General features: G+C 70.2%; 14 protein-coding genes. 9 read left to right on the top strand and 5 right to left on the bottom strand.

All coding sequences use genetic code 11. The features are described 5' to 3' along the window. The first annotated feature begins 22 nt into the window (after positions 1-22). The 9 genes from coaBC to trxA all read left to right on the top strand — a co-directional run bounded on the left by coaBC (position 23) and on the right by trxA (position 14,650). Complete coding sequence (gene coaBC / locus AB4Z37_RS13510; RefSeq protein WP_441517243.1) at positions 23-1,438, top strand: bifunctional phosphopantothenoylcysteine decarboxylase/phosphopantothenate--cysteine ligase CoaBC; 1,416 nt, start codon at positions 23-25, stop codon at positions 1,436-1,438. Beyond that, positions 1,435-1,899: a dUTP diphosphatase gene (gene dut, locus AB4Z37_RS13505; RefSeq protein WP_441517242.1), complete on the top strand. Its 465-nt coding sequence runs from the start codon at positions 1,435-1,437 to the stop codon at positions 1,897-1,899. Before coaBC ends, dut begins: the two co-directional genes overlap by 4 nt. A gap of 251 nt (positions 1,900-2,150) precedes the next feature. Further along, positions 2,151-4,649: a PAS-domain containing protein gene (locus AB4Z37_RS13500; protein WP_441517241.1), complete on the top strand. Its 2,499-nt coding sequence runs from the start codon at positions 2,151-2,153 to the stop codon at positions 4,647-4,649. Next, entirely contained in the window at positions 4,646-6,166 is a 1,521-nt protein-coding gene (gene tsaE, locus AB4Z37_RS13495) for a tRNA (adenosine(37)-N6)-threonylcarbamoyltransferase complex ATPase subunit type 1 TsaE (RefSeq protein ID WP_441517240.1), read from the top strand. The genes AB4Z37_RS13500 and tsaE overlap by 4 nt, the downstream gene beginning before the upstream one ends. Before the next feature lie 126 nt (positions 6,167-6,292). Next, entirely contained in the window at positions 6,293-6,610 is a 318-nt protein-coding gene (locus AB4Z37_RS13490; RefSeq protein ID WP_441517336.1) for a PilZ domain-containing protein, read from the top strand. A 194-nt stretch (positions 6,611-6,804) separates the two neighbouring features. Then, entirely contained in the window at positions 6,805-7,527 is a 723-nt protein-coding gene (locus AB4Z37_RS13485) for a nucleotidyltransferase family protein (protein WP_441517239.1), read from the top strand. Positions 7,528-7,601: 74 nt separating this feature from the next. Continuing rightward, a complete protein-coding gene (gene addB, locus AB4Z37_RS13480; protein WP_441517238.1) occupies positions 7,602-10,760 on the top strand; it encodes a double-strand break repair protein AddB in 3,159 nt (1,052 codons plus the stop codon). After that, complete coding sequence (gene addA, locus AB4Z37_RS13475) at positions 10,757-14,266, top strand: double-strand break repair helicase AddA (RefSeq protein WP_441517237.1); 3,510 nt, start codon at positions 10,757-10,759, stop codon at positions 14,264-14,266. Before addB ends, addA begins: the two co-directional genes overlap by 4 nt. 63 nt (positions 14,267-14,329) lie before the next feature. Beyond that, positions 14,330-14,650, top strand: coding sequence for a thioredoxin (trxA, locus tag AB4Z37_RS13470; protein WP_211968770.1), 321 nt, complete (start codon positions 14,330-14,332; stop codon positions 14,648-14,650). A gap of 104 nt (positions 14,651-14,754) precedes the next feature. On the opposite strand, the gene AB4Z37_RS13465 is transcribed toward trxA, so the two are convergent. The 5 genes from AB4Z37_RS13465 to AB4Z37_RS13445 all read right to left on the bottom strand — a co-directional run bounded on the left by AB4Z37_RS13465 (position 14,755) and on the right by AB4Z37_RS13445 (position 18,321). Continuing rightward, positions 14,755-15,240: a MarR family winged helix-turn-helix transcriptional regulator gene (locus AB4Z37_RS13465; protein WP_441517236.1), complete on the bottom strand. Its 486-nt coding sequence runs from the start codon at positions 15,238-15,240 to the stop codon at positions 14,755-14,757. Then, positions 15,237-15,668, bottom strand: coding sequence for an EVE domain-containing protein (locus tag AB4Z37_RS13460; RefSeq protein ID WP_441517235.1), 432 nt, complete (start codon positions 15,666-15,668; stop codon positions 15,237-15,239). Before AB4Z37_RS13460 ends, AB4Z37_RS13465 begins: the two co-directional genes overlap by 4 nt. After that, positions 15,665-16,090, bottom strand: a complete 426-nt coding sequence (locus tag AB4Z37_RS13455) for an SRPBCC family protein (protein ID WP_441517234.1) — start codon at positions 16,088-16,090, stop codon at positions 15,665-15,667. Before AB4Z37_RS13455 ends, AB4Z37_RS13460 begins: the two co-directional genes overlap by 4 nt. 82 nt (positions 16,091-16,172) lie before the next feature. After that, a complete protein-coding gene (locus tag AB4Z37_RS13450) occupies positions 16,173-16,925 on the bottom strand; it encodes a metallophosphoesterase family protein (protein WP_441517335.1) in 753 nt (250 codons plus the stop codon). A 40-nt stretch (positions 16,926-16,965) separates the two neighbouring features. After that, on the bottom strand, positions 16,966-18,321 hold the full coding sequence (locus tag AB4Z37_RS13445; protein WP_441517233.1) for a bifunctional folylpolyglutamate synthase/dihydrofolate synthase: 1,356 nt from the start codon (positions 18,319-18,321) through the stop codon (positions 16,966-16,968). Positions 18,322-18,329: the final 8 nt, after the last annotated feature.

Below are 18,329 nucleotides of genomic sequence, written 5' to 3'. Positions count from 1 at the left end.
GCGCTTCCGGACGGGACGTGCCATGGCCAGCCTGACAATTCGCAAGCTCGACGAGGCGCTGAAGGCGGAGCTGAGGCTGCGTGCCGCGCGCCATGGCCGCTCGGTCGAGGACGAGGTCCGCGTCATCCTGCGCGAGGCCGCGGGCGGCGCGCCGGAGCCCACCGGTGCACTACCAGCCTCCGCCGCTCCCCGCGCCGAAACGCCGTTGCAGCGCGGCACGGGCCGTCCACGCGTCACCCTGATCATCGGCGGCGGCATTGCCGCCTATAAATCGCTCGACCTGATCCGCCGGCTGAAGGAGCAGGCGCTCGAGGTACGCTGCGTGCTGACCGCGGCAGCCCAGCAGTTCATCACACCACTCAGCGTCAGCGCGCTGGCGCACGACCCCTGCTTCACCGACCTGTTCGACCCGCGCAGCGAGTTCGACGTCGGCCACATCCGCCTCGCCCGCGACTGCGACCTGGTGCTGGTGGCGCCGGCGACGGCGGACCTGATGGCCAAGATGGCGAACGGCCATGCCGACGACCTCGCCAGCGCCATCCTGCTGGCCACCAACCGGCCGATTCTGCTGGCGCCGGCGATGAACCCGCTGATGTGGGCCAACGCCGCGACCCGCCGCAATGTCGCGCAGTTGCAGCGCGACGGCGTGCGCCTCATCGGCCCCAATGCCGGCGAGATGGCGGAGCGGGGCGAGGCCGGCGTCGGCCGCATGTCCGAGCCGCTGGAGATCGCCGGCGCCGCGCTGGCGCTGCTGCGGCCGCCGCAGCCAAAGCCGCTCGCCGGCAAGCGCATCCTGGTCACCGCCGGGCCGACCCACGAGCCGATCGACCCGGTGCGCTATATCGCCAACCGCTCGTCCGGCAAGCAGGGCTTTGCGATCGCCGCCGCCGCCGCCGCGGCCGGCGCGCAGGTCACGCTGGTGTCCGGCCCGGTCAACCTGCCCGATCCGGCCGGCGTCACGATGCGCCATGTCGAATCGGCGCGCGACATGCTGGCGCAAGTCGAAGGCGCACTGCCGGCGGATGTCGCGATTTTCGCCGCGGCGGTCGCCGACTGGCGCGTCGCCAACGCCGGCGAGCAGAAGATCAAGAAGACCGCCGGCGCCCTTCCGACGCTGAGCTTTGCCGAGAACCCGGACATCCTCGCCACCATCTCGCACCGAACCGAGGGTCGGCCGGGCCTGGTGGTCGGCTTTGCCGCCGAGACCGAGCACCTCATCGACAACGCCCGCGCCAAGCTCGCCCGCAAGGGCTGCGACTGGCTCGTCGCCAACGACGTCTCGCCCGCGGGCGGCGTGATGGGCGGCGACCGCAACACCATTCACCTGCTCAAGCGCGACAGCGCCGCGATCGACTCCTGGCCGGCCATGACCAAGGACGACGTCGCCACCACGCTGGTCGCGCGCATCGCCGACGCCATTGGATCCCCCGCCCCATGACCATCGCCTCATCCGTCCGCATCGATGTGCAGCAGTTTCCTCATGGCGAGGGCCTGCCGTTGCCGGCCTACCAGACCAGCCACGCCGCCGGCCTCGACCTGCTGGCCGCAGTGCCCGAGGCCGCACCGGTGATCCTCGCCCCCGGCGTCCGAGCGCTGATCCCGACCGGCCTCGCCATCGCGCTGCCGGACGGTTTCGAGGCCCAGATACGGCCGCGCTCCGGCCTTGCCGCCAAGCATGGCGTCACCGTGCTGAATTCACCCGGCACCATCGACGCCGACTATCGCGGCGAGATCGGCGTGCTGCTGATCAACCACGGTGACGCACCGTTCACGGTCCGCCGCGGCGAACGCATCGCGCAGATGGTGATCGCCCCCATGGTGCAGGCGGAACTGGTTCCGGCGGCGATGCTGTCCGACACCGCACGCGGCAGCGGCGGCTTCGGTTCCACGGGCCGCTGAGGCCCGCTGTTCCGCGAGCGCTTTTCGTCCAATTTGATTCAGACTGCGTACGTTCACGGTCTGGACTCTTACCCCCTGAGTCCCCTTGAGGATATTGTGAAACGATTCGCGAACGGCGTAGCGGCCGCCGCTCGCGCAATCGCACAGAATGCGCCGTGCAACGCGCGGTGGAGTTGGAATTTCGACGCCGGATCCTGGATTGTCGGTCGCCCGCCTACGACCGATGGCCACGATTCCGGCAGGGGCAAATCATGGCGGGCGTGGTCAGGGCGATACGTCGGACCTTGATGTCGGGCACCGCGCTGGTGCGCGGCGGACTGGCGGTCGTCGCCAGCACCGTCGCCGCGCGGGCCGACACCGGCGAGCTGCGCGCGGTCGAGGACCTGTTCAACCTGACCCAGCAGGAGATCGCGGCACTGGCGATCGCCGCCGGCGTGCTCGGCTTCTCCGTTCTGGCGACCATCCTCCTGATGCGCACCCGGCTGCGCGCCACCCGCGTCGAAGCGCGGCTGCGCGCCGACGTCCGGGCATTGCAGAGCGAAACCGACAGCCTGCGCGCGCTGCTGTTCACCGAGCCGCAGGTGGTGATCTCCTGGCAGGCCGCCAGCCTGCGGCCGGAGATCAGCGGCGACCTCGCGCTGCTGCTGCCCCAGGCCGCGCAGCAGGCGCCGCAACGCATCCTCGCCTTCGGCACCTGGCTGGCGCCTGAACAGGCGCTGCAGATGGACCATGCGGTGGACGCGCTGTGCACCGACGGCACCAGCTTCACGCTGCACCTCACCACCAGCGCCGGGCGGGCCATCGAGGCGATTGGCCGCGCCATCGCCGGCAAGGCGATCGTCCGCATCCGCGAACTCAGCGGCGTGCGCCGCGAACTCGCCGAGACCAGCCTGCGCTACCGCGACCTGCACGAGGAGACCGCGACGCTGCGCGCGTTCGCCGCGGCGCTGCCCTGGCCGGTGTGGTCGCGCCGCGACGACGGCACGCTGCTGTTCGCCAACGCCGCCTATGCCGAGGCCACCGAGGCCGCGAACGTCGCCGACGCGATCGAACGCAATCTCGAGCTGCTCGACAGCGGCGATCGCCAGGCGATGGCGAAGGCGCTCATCGAGCGCGCCCATTTCGAGGCGCGGCTGCCGGTGGTGATCGGCGGCCAGCGCCGCATCTTCGACGTCCGCGCGCTCAAGGTCGCCGGCGGCAGCGCCGGCGTCGCGGTGGATGCCAGCGAGGCAGCAACCCTCGCCGAGACGCTGAAGCGCATGGCGGAGGCGCATCGGCGCACCCTCGACCAACTGTCGTCCGGAGTGGCGGTGTTCGACGGCCAGCGCCGCCTCGCGTTCCACAACGATTCCTATCGCCGGCTGTGGAGCCTCGACCAGGCGTTCCTCGATACCCAGCCGGACGACTCCAGCGTGCTCGACCGCCTGCGCGCCACCCGCAAGATTCCCGAGCCGCCGGACTTCCGGCAATGGAAGGCCAAGCTGCACGAGGCCTACCGCGCCGTCGAGCCGGCCAAGGACGTCTGGTACCTGCCCGACGGCCGCGCCATCAGCGTCGTGACCACGCCCAATCCCGAGGGCGGCGTCACCTACCTGTTCGACGACGTCACCGAGAGCCTGAAGCTCGCCCGCCAGTTCGACGGCCTGATCCGGGTGCAGCGCGAGACCCTCGACAACCTCACCGAGGCGGTCGCGGTGTTCGGCAGCAACGGCCGGGCGCAGCTGTTCAACCCGGCGTTCGCGCGGATGTGGAAGCTGTCGCCCGAGGCGATGAACGAACATCCGCACATCGAGACGGTGGAGACGTGGTGCCGGCCGCTGTTCGACGAGGCCGCGACCTGGCGCACCATCCGCGACGCCATCACCGGCATCGACAACCGCAAGCAGGTGCCCCTCAGGCTCGAGCGCAAGGACGGCAGCGTGCTCGACTGCATGGCGATGCCGCTGCCCGACGGCGCCACTATGCTGACGTTCCAGGACATCACCGACACGGTGAACGTCGAGCGCGCGCTGCGCGAGCGCAACGAGGCGCTGGAGACCGCCGACCAGATGAAGGTCGACTTCGTCCACCACGTCTCCTATGAGCTGCGCTCGCCGCTGACCACGATCATCGGCTTCGCCCATTTCCTCAGCGACCCGACGACCGGCCCGCTGACCGTCAAGCAGGACGAATATCTCGGCTACATCACGTCGTCGACCAACGCCCTGCTCGCCATCATCAACAACATCCTCGACCTCGCCACCATCGACGCCGGCGCGATGACGCTGAACCTCGGGTCGGTGGACATCCGCGCGGCGATCGATTCCGCCGCCGAGGGCATCCAGGACCGGCTCGCCCGCGATCACATCCGGCTTGAAATCGACGCCGCGCCGGGCATCGGCAATTTCGTCGCCGACGAACGGCGCGTGGTGCAGGTGCTGTACAACCTGCTCGCCAATGCGGTGGGCTTCTCGCCGCAGGACGGCGTCATCACCATCAGCGCGCGGCGCCACAACGACAGCGTCAGCTTCACCGTGAGCGACGCCGGTCCCGGCATCGCCCCCGACGTCAAGGACAAGGTGTTCGACTGGTTCGAAAGCCATAGCAACGGTTCGCGCCACCGCGGCGCCGGCCTCGGCCTGTCGCTGGTGCGCTCGTTCGTCGAGCTGCATGGCGGCCGGGTGCGGGTGGACTCCGCGGTCGGCAAGGGCACCTCCGTCACCTGCGATTTCCCGATCGACCAGGCAGCGCAGCGCACCGCCGCCGAATGACCGACCGCTCGACCCTGTTGCTCGCCCTTCCCGACGAGACGGCCACCGCCCAGCTGATGGCGGACCTCGCGCTGCTGATCGGCGCCGGCGACACCATCACCCTCACCGGCGACCTCGGCGCCGGCAAGACCGCCGCCGCACGCGCGCTGATCCGCTACATCGCCGGCGACGATACGCTGGAGGTGCCGAGCCCGACCTTCACGCTGCTGCAGACCTACGACCTCAGCCCGTTTCAGGTGCTGCACGCCGATCTCTACCGCCTCGGCGATGCGTTGGAGCTGGAGGAGATCGGGCTGTCGCCGCTGCCGGACGGCGTGGTGACGCTGATCGAGTGGCCCGAGCGGGCCGCCGACCTGCTGCCGGCCGACCGCATCGACATCGCGCTCAGCCACGTGCCCGCGCTCGGCCCGGACGCGCGCACGGCAACCTTCACCGGTCACGGCCGCGGCGCCGCGGTGGTGGCGCGGCTGGCACAGCTGCGCGACTTCCTCGAGGCTGCCGGCGAAAGCGGCGCGCGCCGCGAACGCATGCCGGGCGACGCCTCGACACGCAGCTACGCCCGCCTGTTCCACGACAGCGCCAGCCGCATCCTGATGAACGCGCCGCGCCGCCCCGACGGCGCGCCGATCTATGGCGGCAGGTCCTACAGCGCCGCGGTGCATCTCGCCGAGGACGTCAAGCCGTTCGTCGCCATCGCCAATGGGCTGCATGCCATTGGCGTATCGGCACCGGCGATCCGCCATGCCGACCTTGCGGCGGGCTTCCTCGTCACCGAGGACCTCGGCCGTGAAGGTTTTGTCACGGGATCGCCGCCGGCCCCGATCGCCGAGCGCTACGAGGCCGCGACCGACCTGCTGGCGAAATTGCATCAGCAGGCGCTGCCGGACACACTGCCGCTGGCGCCGCAGCGCGACTATGCGATCCCGACCTTCGATATCGACGCCATGCTGGTCGAAGTGGGACTGATGCCGGAATGGTATCTGCCCGACCGCGGCGCGCCGGCGACCACGGCCCTGCGCGCCGAATTCGACGCCCTGTGGCGGACGCTGCTGGCGCGCCCGGCGCTCGCGGCAAAGACCTGGATGCTGCGCGACTACCATTCGCCGAACCTGATCTGGCTGCCTGACCGCCAGGGCACCGACCGGGTCGGCGTGATCGACTTCCAGGACACCGTGCTGGGGCCGCCCGCCTACGACCTGGTGTCGCTGCTGCAGGACGCGCGGGTGGACGTGCCCGAGGCGATCGAGATCGCACTGCTGACGCGCTATGTGAAGACCCGCCGCGCTGCCGATCCGGCATTCGATCCGGCGGCGTTCGCAGAGAGCTATGCCCTGATGTCGGCACAGCGCAACACGCGCCTGCTCGGCACCTTCGCCCGTCTCAACCGGCGCGACGGCAAACCGCAATACCTGCAGCACCAGCCGCGGATCTGGACCTACCTCACCCGCGCCCTGGCGCATCCGGCCCTAGCCACGTTCCGCGCCTGGTCCATGACCCACGTCCCGGCGCCGGCCTAGCCTGGATCATGATGCGATGACCTCTCGGGAAGCCGGTTCCCGCTGATCACGCTCCAGGCATTTACCGGCCGTTAGCCATTCGGCCGCTAGTCTGCCACGCAAACCTCTGGGTCCGATCCAATGGCGATGATGGCAGAACGCCGCAATGGCGACCGTGTCGTGTTCGAACGCGGCTTTGCCGCGCACATGATGGGCATCGACGGCACCTGGCGTCGTGGCTGCATTATGGAGGATGTGTCCGAGGTCGGCGCCAAGCTCACGGTGGAAGGCTCGGTGGAGGGACTCAACCTGAAGGAGTTCTTCCTGCTGCTGTCCTCGACCGGATTGGCCTACCGGCGCTGCGAATTGTCCTGGGTCAACGGTGACCAGATCGGCGTCACCTTCCTCAAGCAGGTGGACAAGAAGAAACGTGGCGGACGCCGCATGCAGGCAGCAGATGGCTGACCACGTGGCATCACCGCGCGGTGGACAGCGGCCGCTCGTCGCACATCCGTCACGTTTGCCGATTACAGCTTCAAAAATTGCTTCGGCCTGCTGCCGCGTCATCCACGACGCTCGTGCGCGACCCTATGCGACGTCGTCATGCTGCACGGTCTGCAGCATGTGAAAGCTTCCATTCCAAGATCCTCGTGACCGACATGTCCGTGAAACCCACCACAGCCATGGTCCTCGCCGCCGGCCTCGGCGTGCGGATGCGACCGCTGACCGATCGCATGCCGAAACCGCTGGTGTCGGTGGCCGGCCAGCCGCTGCTCGACCACGTGCTCGACAAGCTGGCCGCCGCCGGCGTCCACAAGGCCGTGGTCAACGTCCACTATCTCGGCGACCAGATCATCGACCATGTCGCCTCGCGCAAGCAGCCGCAGGTGGTGATCTCCGATGAACGCGGCACCCTGCTGGGCACCGGCGGCGGTGTCGTCAAGGCGCTGCCGCAGCTCGGCGACGCGCCGTTCTTCCATCTCAACGCCGACACCATGTGGATCGACGGCGTGCGCCCCAACCTCACCCGCCTCGCCGAAACGTTCGATCCCGCGCGCATGGACATCCTGCTGCTGCTGGCGCCGACCGCGGCGAGCATCGGCTATGCCGGCAGCGGCGACTACGCCATGACGTCGGACGGCGCGCTGCGCAAGCGCAAGGAGAACCAGGTGGTTCCCTTCGTCTATGCCGGTGTCGCTGTCATGTCGCCTGCGATCTTCGCCGGTGCGCCGCAAGGCGAGTTTTCGCTGACCAAACTGTTCGATGCGGCCAACGAACGCGAACGCCTGTTCGGCCTCCGGCTCGACGGCACCTGGATGCATGTTGGAACTCCCGAAGCCGTCGGCGCCGCGGAAGAAGCGTTCCTCGCCAGCGTGGCCTGAGCGCCCGGCCGCCGTCATTCCATCTCCACAGTCCGCCGTGTCATGCTAAGCCGTGATCCCGAATCGGGCTGTCCATGCACGTCTTTACCGTTCCCGCGTCCGTTGCCTTCCTGCCGACCGTGATCACGGCGCTGGTCGACGGCCGCCTGGTGCACGGCTTCGAGGCCCGTAGCGCGCCGGAACGTCTTGCCGACGTCACACTGTACCTGCCGACCCGCCGCGCCGGCCGCGCCGCGCGCGAAGTGTTCCTCGACGTGCTCGGCACCGACGCAGTGGTGCTGCCGCGCATCCTGCCGCTCGGCGACATCGACGAGGACGAGCTGGTGTTCGCGCAGGCGGCGCAGGATCCAGCGGCGGCGCTGGAACTCGAGCCCGCGCTCGGCGGCCTGGAACGGCGGCTGGTGCTGGCGCAGCTGATCGCGGCCTGGGCGAAGCAGACGCGGCCGAGCAATCCTGCCGACGCGCCGCTGGTGGTCGGCGGCCCTGCCTCCACCCTCGCGCTCGCCGACGACCTCGCACGGCTGATGGACGACATGACGACGCGCGGCGTGCCGTGGCAGGCGCTGGAGGGCCTCGTGCCCGACGCCTACGACGTCTACTGGCAGCAGACGCTGAAATTCCTGCGCATCGCCGCCGACGCCTGGCCGCGCTATCTCGCCGAGCGCGGCAAGATCGAACCGGCACAGCGCCGCGACCGCCTGATCGAGGCCGAGGCGAAGCGCCTCGCCGCACATACCCGCGGACCGGTGATCGCTGCGGGCTCGACCGGCTCGATGCCGGCGACCGCGAAATTCCTCAAGGTCGTCGCCGCGCTGCCGCACGGCGCCGTGGTGCTGCCCGGCCTCGACACCGACCTCGACGCTGACGCCTGGTCGCTGATCGGCGGCCGCAAGCGCGAGTCCCGCGACGGCGATGCGCTGCCCGCGCCCGGCCATCCGCAGTTCGCGCTGCACGGCCTGCTGGAGCGCCTCGGCATCGACCGCGACGACATCACGGAACTGGCGCCGCACGCACCCCATGGCCGCGAGATGCTGACCTCGGAAGCGTTGCGGCCCTCCAACGCCACCGCGCAATGGCACCAGAGGCTCAGCCGGCCGGAAATCGCGCAGCGCATCGCCGACGGCATGGCGGACCTTGCCGTGGTGGAAGCGCCGACCGCCGACATGGAGGCGCTGGCGATCGCGGTGGCGATGCGCGAAGCCCATCAGGTGCCCGACGCCACGGTGGCGCTGGTGACGCCGGACCGCGCGCTCGCCCGCCGTGTCGTCGCCGCGCTCGACCGCTGGTCGCTCGACGTCGATGATTCCGGCGGCGATTCGCTGATGGACACCGCCGCCGGCCTGTTCGCGCGCCTCGTCGCCGCGGCCGCCGCCGATGGCCTCGCGCCGGCGACGTTGCTGGCGCTGCTGAAGCATCCGCTGCTGCGACTGGGGCATGACGCCGGCGCCTTCGCCGCGGCCATTGGTCATCTCGAGCTCGCGCTGTTACGCGGCACGCGGCCGCAGCCCGGCACCGCGGGCCTCAGGCGCGACCTCGCCGTATTCCGCACGGAGCTGACGAAACTGGCGCGCGGCGAGCCGTCGCTGCTGCACCGCTCCGAACCGCGCACCCGGCTCGACGCCGCGGCGCTCGCCGCGGTCGACGATCTGATCGCCCGGCTGCAGGCGGCATTCGCGCCGCTGGAGCGGCGCGATGCCGCCAAGCCGCACGACCTCGCTGATATCGCCGACGGCCATCGCCAGGCGATCGTGGCACTGTCCTGCGACGCGCTGGGCCTGCCACTCGCGTTCGAGGGCCCCGATGGTCTGGCGCTGGCGCGCGCCTTCGACGAACTGCCCGCCGACGGCGCGCCGAGCGGCGTGACGCTCGCGCTCGCCGACTATCCCGACGTGTTCCAGACCACCTTCGGCGACCGCATCGTGCGCCGGGCACAGGCGGCGAACGCGCGCTTACGCATCTACGGCCCGCTGGAAGCACGCCTCACCAGCACCGACCGTGTCATTCTCGGTGGCCTGGTCGAGGGCACCTGGCCGCCCGACCCGCGCATCGATCCCTGGCTCAACCGCCCGATGCGCCATCAGCTCGGGCTCGACCTGCCGGAGCGGCGCATCGGCCTGTCCGCCCATGACTTCGCCCAGCTGCTCGGTGCGCGCGAGGTGATCCTGACCCATGCCGCCAAGGTCGGCGGCTCGCCTGCGGTGGCGTCGCGCTTCCTGCATCGCCTCGAGGCGGTGGCCGGCGCGCCGCGCTGGAGCGCCGCGAAGGCAAAGGGCGAGCGCTATCTCACCTGGGCGATGGCGCTCGACCGCCCCGAGAGCGTGACGCCGATCGGCCAGCCGCAGCCGCGCCCGCCGCGCGCCAGCCGGCCGATGAAGATGTCGGTCACCGAGATCGAGGACTGGCTGCGCGACCCCTACACCATCTACGCCCGCCGCATCCTCGGGCTCATCAAGCTCGATCCCGTCGACATGCCGCTGTCGGCCGCCGACCGCGGCTCGGCGATCCATGGCGCCATCGGCGACTTCACGCTGGCCTTCAGCGAGCGCCTGCCGGACGATCCGGTGCGGGCCTTGCGCGCGATCGGCGAGGGCCATTTCGCGCCGCTGATGGACCGCCCCGAGGCGCGGGCGCTGTGGTGGCCGCGCTTCCTGCGCATCGCCAGCTGGTTCGCCGGCTGGGAGCGCGAGCGACGCACGCTGATCGACGCGATCAAGGCGGAAATCCGCGGCGAGATCATCATTCCCATCAGCCGCGACCGCGCCTTTACGCTGTCGGCGCGCGCCGACCGCATCGACCGCCGCAATGACGGCGACTATGCCGTGCTCGACTACAAGACCGGCGCGCCACCGACCGGCAAGCAGGTGCGCATGGGGCTGTCGCCGCAGCTGACGCTGGAATCGGCGATCCTGCGCGAGGGCGGCTTCGAGGGCATTCCCGCTGGCTCCTCGGTCGGCGAACTGATGTATGTGCGGCTGAGCGGCAACACGCCGCCGGGCCGCGCCGAGCCGCTGGAGCTGACCCGCGACCGGCGCAAGGAAGAGCCGATTTCGCCCGACGAAGCCGCGAACGAGGCACGCACCAAGCTGGAGGCCCTGATCCGCGCCTTCGAGGACGAGCAGCAGGCCTACACCTCGCTGAACCTGACGATGTGGGCGAACCGCTACGGCGACTATGACGACCTCGCCCGCATCAAGGAATGGTCCGCCGCGGGTGACGGGGGAGACGAGCTGTGAGCGGCGGTCCCCGCACCATTCCGAACGACGCGCGCGAGAAGCAGACGCGCGCCTCCAATCCCGCGGCGTCGGTGTTCGTGTCGGCGAATGCCGGCTCGGGCAAGACCCATGTGCTGGTGCAGCGCGTGATCCGCCTGCTGCTCGCGGACGTCGCGCCGGAAAAGATCCTCTGCATCACCTTCACCAAGGCCGCCGCCGCCAACATGGCGGAACGGGTGTTCGACACCCTCGGCCACTGGATCACGCTGGACGACGCCGCGCTCGACGCCGCCATCGCCGGCACCGGCGCGCAGCCGGGCCGCGCCATGCGCCAGCGCGCGCGCGAACTGTTCGCCTGCGCGCTGGAGACGCCGGGCGGCCTCAAGGTGCAGACCATCCACGCGCTGTGCACGCGGCTGCTGCAGCAGTTTCCGTTTGAGGCCAATGTGCCGGCACGTTTCAGCGTGCTCGACGACCGTGACCAGAACGACCTGATGGAGCGCGCCAGCCTGCGCGTGCTGCTCGACGCCGCCGCCAGCCCCGACAGCCTTGCGGGCCGCGCCCTCGCCACGGCGATGACCAGCGCCGCCGACGTCACCTTCCGCGACGTGGTGCGCGAGGCGGTGCTGAGCCGCGATCATTTCCAGGCCTGGACCCACCAGGCCGGCACGCTGGACGCGGCGATGGCGCAGCTGCTGCAGGCACTGGGGCTGTCCGCCGACGACACCATGGCGCAAGTGAACGCCGAAATCGTCGACGGGCCGCACCTGCCGAGCGCCGACTGGGCAGCGGTGGCCGGCCAGTTCGACGGCGGCTCCAAGACCGACCAAAATCAGGCGGCGCGGCTGCGCGAGGCGCTGACGCTCGGCGGCGCTGAGCAGGCCGATACCTATCTCGCGATTTTCTTCACCGCCGAAGGTGACCTGCGCAAGTCGTTCGTGACGAAATCGCTGGGTCGCGAGCTGCCCGGGCTCGCCGCGACCCTCGAGCGCGAGGCGACGCGGGTGCAGGCGTTGCTGCAGAAGCGCCGCGCCGTGGCGGTGCGCGACCGGACCCAGGCGCTGGTGGTGATCGCCACCGCGGCCGCCGCGAACTACCGCCGCGAGAAGGAAGAGCGTGGCCTCCTCGACTACGACGACCTCATCGACAAGACGCTCGCCATGCTCGACCGCACGGCGGCTGGCTGGGTGCATTTCAAGCTCGACCAGGGCGTCGACCATGTGCTGATCGACGAGGCGCAGGACACCAGCCCACGGCAGTGGGACATTGTCGAGCACATCGTGTCCGAGTTCACCGCTGGTGCCGGCGCGCGCGGCCGCATCCGCCGCACCATCTTCGCGGTGGGTGACGAGAAGCAGTCGATCTTCTCGTTCCAGGGCGCCGCGCCGCGCGAGTTCGACCTGCGCCGCCGCCGGTTCGGCGCGCGCTTCACGGCCGCGGAGCTGCCGTTCGATCCGGTGGTGTTCAACTATTCGTTCCGCTCCGGCGCCGGCGTGCTGGAGGCGGTGCAGAGCACCTTCCAGGCGCCGGAGATCTTCCGCAGCATCACCTCCGACCATGACGGCATGGCGCCGCACATGGCGCTCGCCGACGCGGCCCCCGCGATGATCGAACTGTGGGAACTGCAGGAGGCCGCCGACCGCGAGGATCTCGAAGGCTGGCGCGCGCCGTTCGACGCGGTGTCGGAGACGAGCCCGGAGGTGCGGCTGGCGCAGCGCATCCGCGACCGCATCACCGCGTTGATCGCCGAGAAGACCGCGACTGGGATCGCCGCCAAGCGCCGGCTGCTGCGCTATGGCGACATCCTCATCCTGGTGCGGCGGCGCGGCAAGACCTTCAGCGCGGTGATCCAGGCGCTGAAGCAGGGCGGCATTCCGGTGGCGGGCGCCGACCGGCTGAAGCTGACCGAGCACATCGCCGTCATCGACCTGATGCACCTCGCCGACGCGCTGCTGTTCCCGCGCGACGACCTCGCGCTCGCGGTGGCGCTGAAGAGCCCGCTGTTCGGGCTGACCGACGACGACCTGTTCCGCCTCGCCTGGCAGCGCGACGGCAGCCTGCGCGAGGCGTTGACGCGGCAGGCGGGCGGCGACCTCATTCTCGCCACCGCGTTGCGCCGCCTGCAGGCCTATGAAGCGCGCGCGCTCAGCGACACCCCGTTCGCGTTCTATGCCTGGCTGCTCGGCGGCGACGACGGCCGTGCCCGCATGCTGCAGCGCCTCGGCCCCGAGGCGAGCGACGCGCTCGATGAGTTTCTGGAACTGGCGCTGACCTATGAACGGCGCGCGCCGGCAACGCTGCAAGGCTTCGTGGCGTGGCTGCGCTCGGCCGACACCGACATCAAGCGCGACATGGAGATCTCGCGCGACGAAGTGCGGGTGATGACCGTGCACGGCGCCAAGGGCCTGGAAGCGCCGGTGGTGTTCCTGGCCGACACCACCTCGTCGCCGACCGACACCCAGCGCCTCAGCCTGATCCGGCTGCAGTCCCCCCATGACGGCATCGCGGCGCCGGTGGTGTGGGCGGGCCGCAAGGCCGACGACCCGGAGACCGTCGCCACCGCCCGCGCGGCGATGACCGGCGACACCGAGGACGAGTACCGGCGGCTGCTCTATGTGGCGATGACGCGCGCCGCCGACCGATTGATCATCGGCGGCTGCATGCCGGGCAACCGCAGCGAGGTGCGCGAGCATTCCTGGTACGACCTGATCCGCAAGGGACTGGACGGGTCGTCGCTGGTGATGGCGGAGCGAGCCTCGCGGCATGGACCGGTGCGGCTCTACACCCGCGCCAACGATGCGCCGCTGCCGGCGCCGGACACCGCTCCGGCGAGCCCGTCCGCGGCCGAGGCGCTGCCGTCCTGGCTGCGCGGCCGTGCCGGGCGCGACGCCATCGATTCGGTGCTGCTGCGCCCGTCCGGCGGCGACGAGCCCGACGGCCATGGCGCCGTGCCCGGCGAAGCCGCCGCCGAGCGGGCGCTGGCACTGCAGCGCGGCGCACTGGTGCATCGCCTGCTGCAATCGCTGCCGGACATCGCGCCGGCGCACCGGCACGCCACCGCACAGCGCTACCTCACCCGCAACGCGCAGGCCTGGAGCGGCCCCGAGCGCGACGCCCTCGCCGGCCAGGTGATCGCACTGATCGAGGATGCCCGATTCGCGGCCGTGTTCGCCGCGGGCAGCCGGGCCGAGGTCGCGATCGCCGGCCGCCTGCCCCGGCCGGGGCGGCCGCCGGCGCTGGTGTCCGGCCAGATCGACCGCCTGGTGGTGACGCCGGCCGAGGTGCTGATCGTCGACTACAAGACGAATCACGCCCCGCCCACGACACTGGCCGAAATCCCGGCCGCCTATGTCCGCCAGCTCGCCCTGTACCGCGCCGTGCTCGCCCGCCTGCACCCCGGCAAACCGGTCCGGGCCGCCCTGCTGTGGACGGAAGTCGCTGTAATCATGGAGGTTCCCGCATCCGCCCTGGACGCAGAGCTCCTCCGCATCCTTGGCGACCTTGACCCGGCAAGGGCGCGTTCATAGGTTCGCCCTAGTCATTCTTGTTGCGCGCGACATCCCGCGCGCCCCCACTCAACGAGGCTCATCATGTCGGTCGGGAAGGTATCGGACGCCAATTTCGAAGCAGAGGTCCTGAAGGCGCAGGGACCGGTGGTGGTCGATTTCTGGGCCGAGTGGTGCGGCCCCTGCCGCATGATCGCCCCTGCCCTCGACGAGATCGCCGGCGCGATGGGCGAGAAGGTCAAGATCGTCAAGCTCAACGTCGACGAGAACCCGCAGACCGCGTCGAAGTACGGCGTGATGTCGATCCCGACCCTGATGATCTTCAAGGGCGGCGAGCTCGCCTCGCGCCAGGTCGGCGCGGCGCCGAAGGCCAAGCTGCAGCAGTGGATCAACACCGCGGTCTGAGCCGGACGTCACACCATCAATCGCTTCCGCGGCCGGCGTTTAGCCGGCCGCTGTCGTTTCAGGGCTGACGTTTCAAGAGCTGACGTTTCAGGATTTGCGAATCATCAGGCGTCGTCGGCGCCGCCCGCTTCGTCGCCCTTCGCCAGCGCCTGGAACAATTTCAACAGCCGCGCCGTATCCGCCTCCACCGGCGCGAAGAACGCGGCATCGCACGCCTCCACCACCACGACCGCCTTGCGCACCAGCTCGCGGCCGACGCGGGTGACTGCGATCGCCTTGGCGCGCGGATCGGTGGGATGGTCGCCGCGGGCGATCAGCCCGGCCGTCTCGAGCGCCCGCAGCACCTGGGACGTGGTCATCGGATCGATCCCCGTGAGCTGCGCAACCCGCGCCTGGGTCAGCGGCTCGGAGGCGCCGAACCAGGTGGCGGCCGCCAGCACCACGAACTGCGAGTGGGTCAGGCCATACGGCTGCAGCGCCTGGCGCTGCCTGCGCTGCCAGGCGTTCGAGATCTTCCACAGCAGGAAGCCGGGACTTTCCGCCGGCCCGGACACCTTGCTCGGCAGCGGCGGCGCAGCCTTGCGCGTCATGCCGCCTCCATCATTCGCTGATCGACGCCCATCGCGGCGGCGATCACCGCGAAGTCGCCGGGCGTGAGCGGCAGGTGGCCACGGCGCAGCGCCATGCCCCAGTTCGGCGCGGCACAGAGCGCGAGCTGATTCCTGATTGTGTCGATCGGCACATCCATGGCCTCAACATAACGAATCCGGCGGCGGAACGGAACGAAGCCGCCGCCCATGTCGAAGGCAAACACCTCGTCGTCGGCGACACGGCCGAGCGCGGTGAAGGCGCGCAAGGACGCGCCGCCCATCTCCACGGACGGTGAGTAGTACACCAGCCAGTCACCGGCACGCATGCGCCGCAGCGGCTGCGCCTTGCCGTGGCACAGCTGCGCGAAACCGCCGGCGACGCCGCGCCGGACATGCGCGCGGCTGACCACCCCCAGCCAAGCGCTCATGCCGCGCCCTCCTCGGCGAGGCGCGCGAGGCTGGCGAGCACATCGGGAAAATCGGCTGCGACCGCGGCGCCGATCGCGGCGGCCTCGGGACCGCGGGCTTCAAGCGCATAGGTGATACGCGCGCCCTTGCCGTGCGGCACGATGCGGTGATCGACCACAACGACGAGATCGCCGACCTGCGTCTCGTCGATGAAGCCTTCGCCGTCGCGGACCTCGACGAGACGGCAGCGCAATGGCGCTTCGCCGGGCGGCGTCATGGTGAACCAGGTGCCGGCCGCAAACGACCCGTCGATGGCGATCGCCGCGATGCCGGCGTTCCAGCGCCCCCAATTCAGGATATCGCTCATCAGGCGCCACACCGCAGCCGGCGATGCATCCGTCTCTCTGCTGTGCGCGACGCGCCAGACACCGTTTTCAAACATGACACCTCCTAAATATGCGCGCTTATTATAAGCGTACATATTATATATCGTCAAGCCGAACCGGTTCTGCAGCCGATTGCGATCAGGACTGAGGAGGCGGCATCCACCCCGTGGCGAGCACATCGGCCCATTCCGGCCGGCCACGTTGTCGGGCGAGATCAGCCATGGCGCGATGATCGTAGCGCACCTGGCGGAAGGTGACCTGCCAGCCATCGTCGCCCCGGTCGAGGATCGCGTAGCTGGCGTCCGGCGTGCCGGTCTGAACGACATGCCGAACAGGCGTGATATCGCGATAGCCGGGACAGCCGACACTGCCGGGATTGACGATCATGCGTCCATCGGGCAACCGCACCGCCCGCGGCAGATGGCTGTGCCCGCACAGCATCAACGACTGGGGGACATCGCCGGCGCGGCGCACGACGACGTCGAGCGGCGCGAGGGCGACGGCGCCGTCGGCATGCACTGTCTCCAGCCAGTAGATCTCGTCGTCGTCGGGCGTCGCGTGGCAGGCGAAGACGTCATCGCGAAACACCAGCGACGCCGGCAGCGCCCGCAGCCAGTCGAGGTGACCGGCATCGAGCTCGGCGAAGGCCGGACGCTCCCATGAGCCCATCTTCTCCGGCGGCTGCTCGACGAGATAGCGGTCGTGATTGCCGCGCACCGTCACGATGTTTCGCTGCATCAGCAGCTCGATCGTGCGACGCGCGTGCAGCGGCCCGCTGGCGACGTCGCCGAGATTGACGATGTCGGCAATGCCCTGCGCCGCGATGTCCGCCAGCACCGCCTCCAGCGCCGCGCAGTTGCCATGGATGTCCGCGATCGCGGCGAACCGGATGCTCATGTACCTGTCGTCAACACCGGCGGCGACAGGCGCATCATTTCGGTGGCGTGCCGTTGCGCGCCAGCACCTCGCCGGCGAGATAGAGCGAGCCGGTGATGAGGATGCGCGGCGGCACCTCATAGGCAAGGCGGGCGATACCGCGCAGCGCCGCCTCGATGCCGCCGGCGACCTCGACCCGCATGCCGATGTCGCGCGCCGCATCGACCAGCCGCTCGACCGGCATGGCGTTGGACTGGCCGGGAATCGGCACCGCGATGATATGGCGGGTGAGGCCGGCGAAATTGGACAGGAAGCCGCGCGCGTCCTTGTTGCCCATCATGCCGGCGATCACCACGAGGGGCCGCGGCACGCGCTCCTCGAGGTCGCCGAGGGCCGCGGCGACGACGCGGCCGCCGTCGATGTTGTGGCCGCCGTCGAGCCAGATCTCGGCGCCGGCGGGACCGGCGGCGACCAGCGCCCCGGTGCCGAGCCGCTGCATCCGCGCCGGCCATTCGGCGCGCGCGATGCCGCTCTCGAACGCGGACGGATCGATCTGGAAGACCTCGGCGGCGCGCAGCGCGGCGATCGCAAGACCCGCATTATCGAACTGGTGGCGGCCGAACAGCCGCGGCGCCGACACATCGAGCAGGCCGCGCTCGTCCTGATAGACGAGGCGCCCGCGCTCGATGCCGACATGCCAGTGCTGGCCGGCGGCGTGCAGCGGCGCGCGCGCGCGCGCGGCCACGGCCTCGATCACCCCTGCGGCCTCCGCCGCCTGCTCCGCGATCACCAGCGGCACCCCGCGCTTGATGATGCCGGCCTTCTCCGCCGCGATCTTGTCCAGCGTGTCACCGAGGAAATCCTGATGGTCGATGCCGACCGGGGTGATGACGCTGACCGCCGGGCGCTCGATGACATTGGTGGCGTCGAGACGACCGCCGAGCCCGACCTCCAGCACCACCGCATCCGCCGGATGCTGCGCGAACAGCGTCAGCGCCGCCGCGGTTTCCATCTCGAACACGGTGATCGGCGCGCCGTCATTGGCCTCCTCGCACCGCGCCAGCGCGGCGCGCAGCTCGTCGTTCCCGACCAGCACGCCGCCGCCGACGCGCCCAAGACGGAAGCGCTCGTTGATGCGCACGAGATGCGGCGAGGTATAGACATGGACGCGCAGGCCCGCCGCTTCCAGGATCGCGCGCAGGTAGGCGACGGTCGAACCCTTGCCGTTGGTGCCGGCGACATGGATCACCGGCGGCAGCTTGCGCTCCGGATGATCGAGCCGCGCCAGCAGCCGCGCGATGCGATCGAGCGTCAGATCGATGCGCTTGGGGTGGAGCGCCGTCAACCGCGCCAGAATATCGTCGAGCGGTGACGGCGGATTCGCGCCCTGCCTCTGCAATCCGTCAGTCATCGCGGGTC

The organism is Bradyrhizobium sp. 2TAF24 (assembly GCF_052115025.1).
GTDB lineage: Bacteria > Pseudomonadota > Alphaproteobacteria > Rhizobiales > Xanthobacteraceae > Bradyrhizobium_A.
This window is presented reverse-complemented; position numbering and strand designations above follow the sequence as displayed.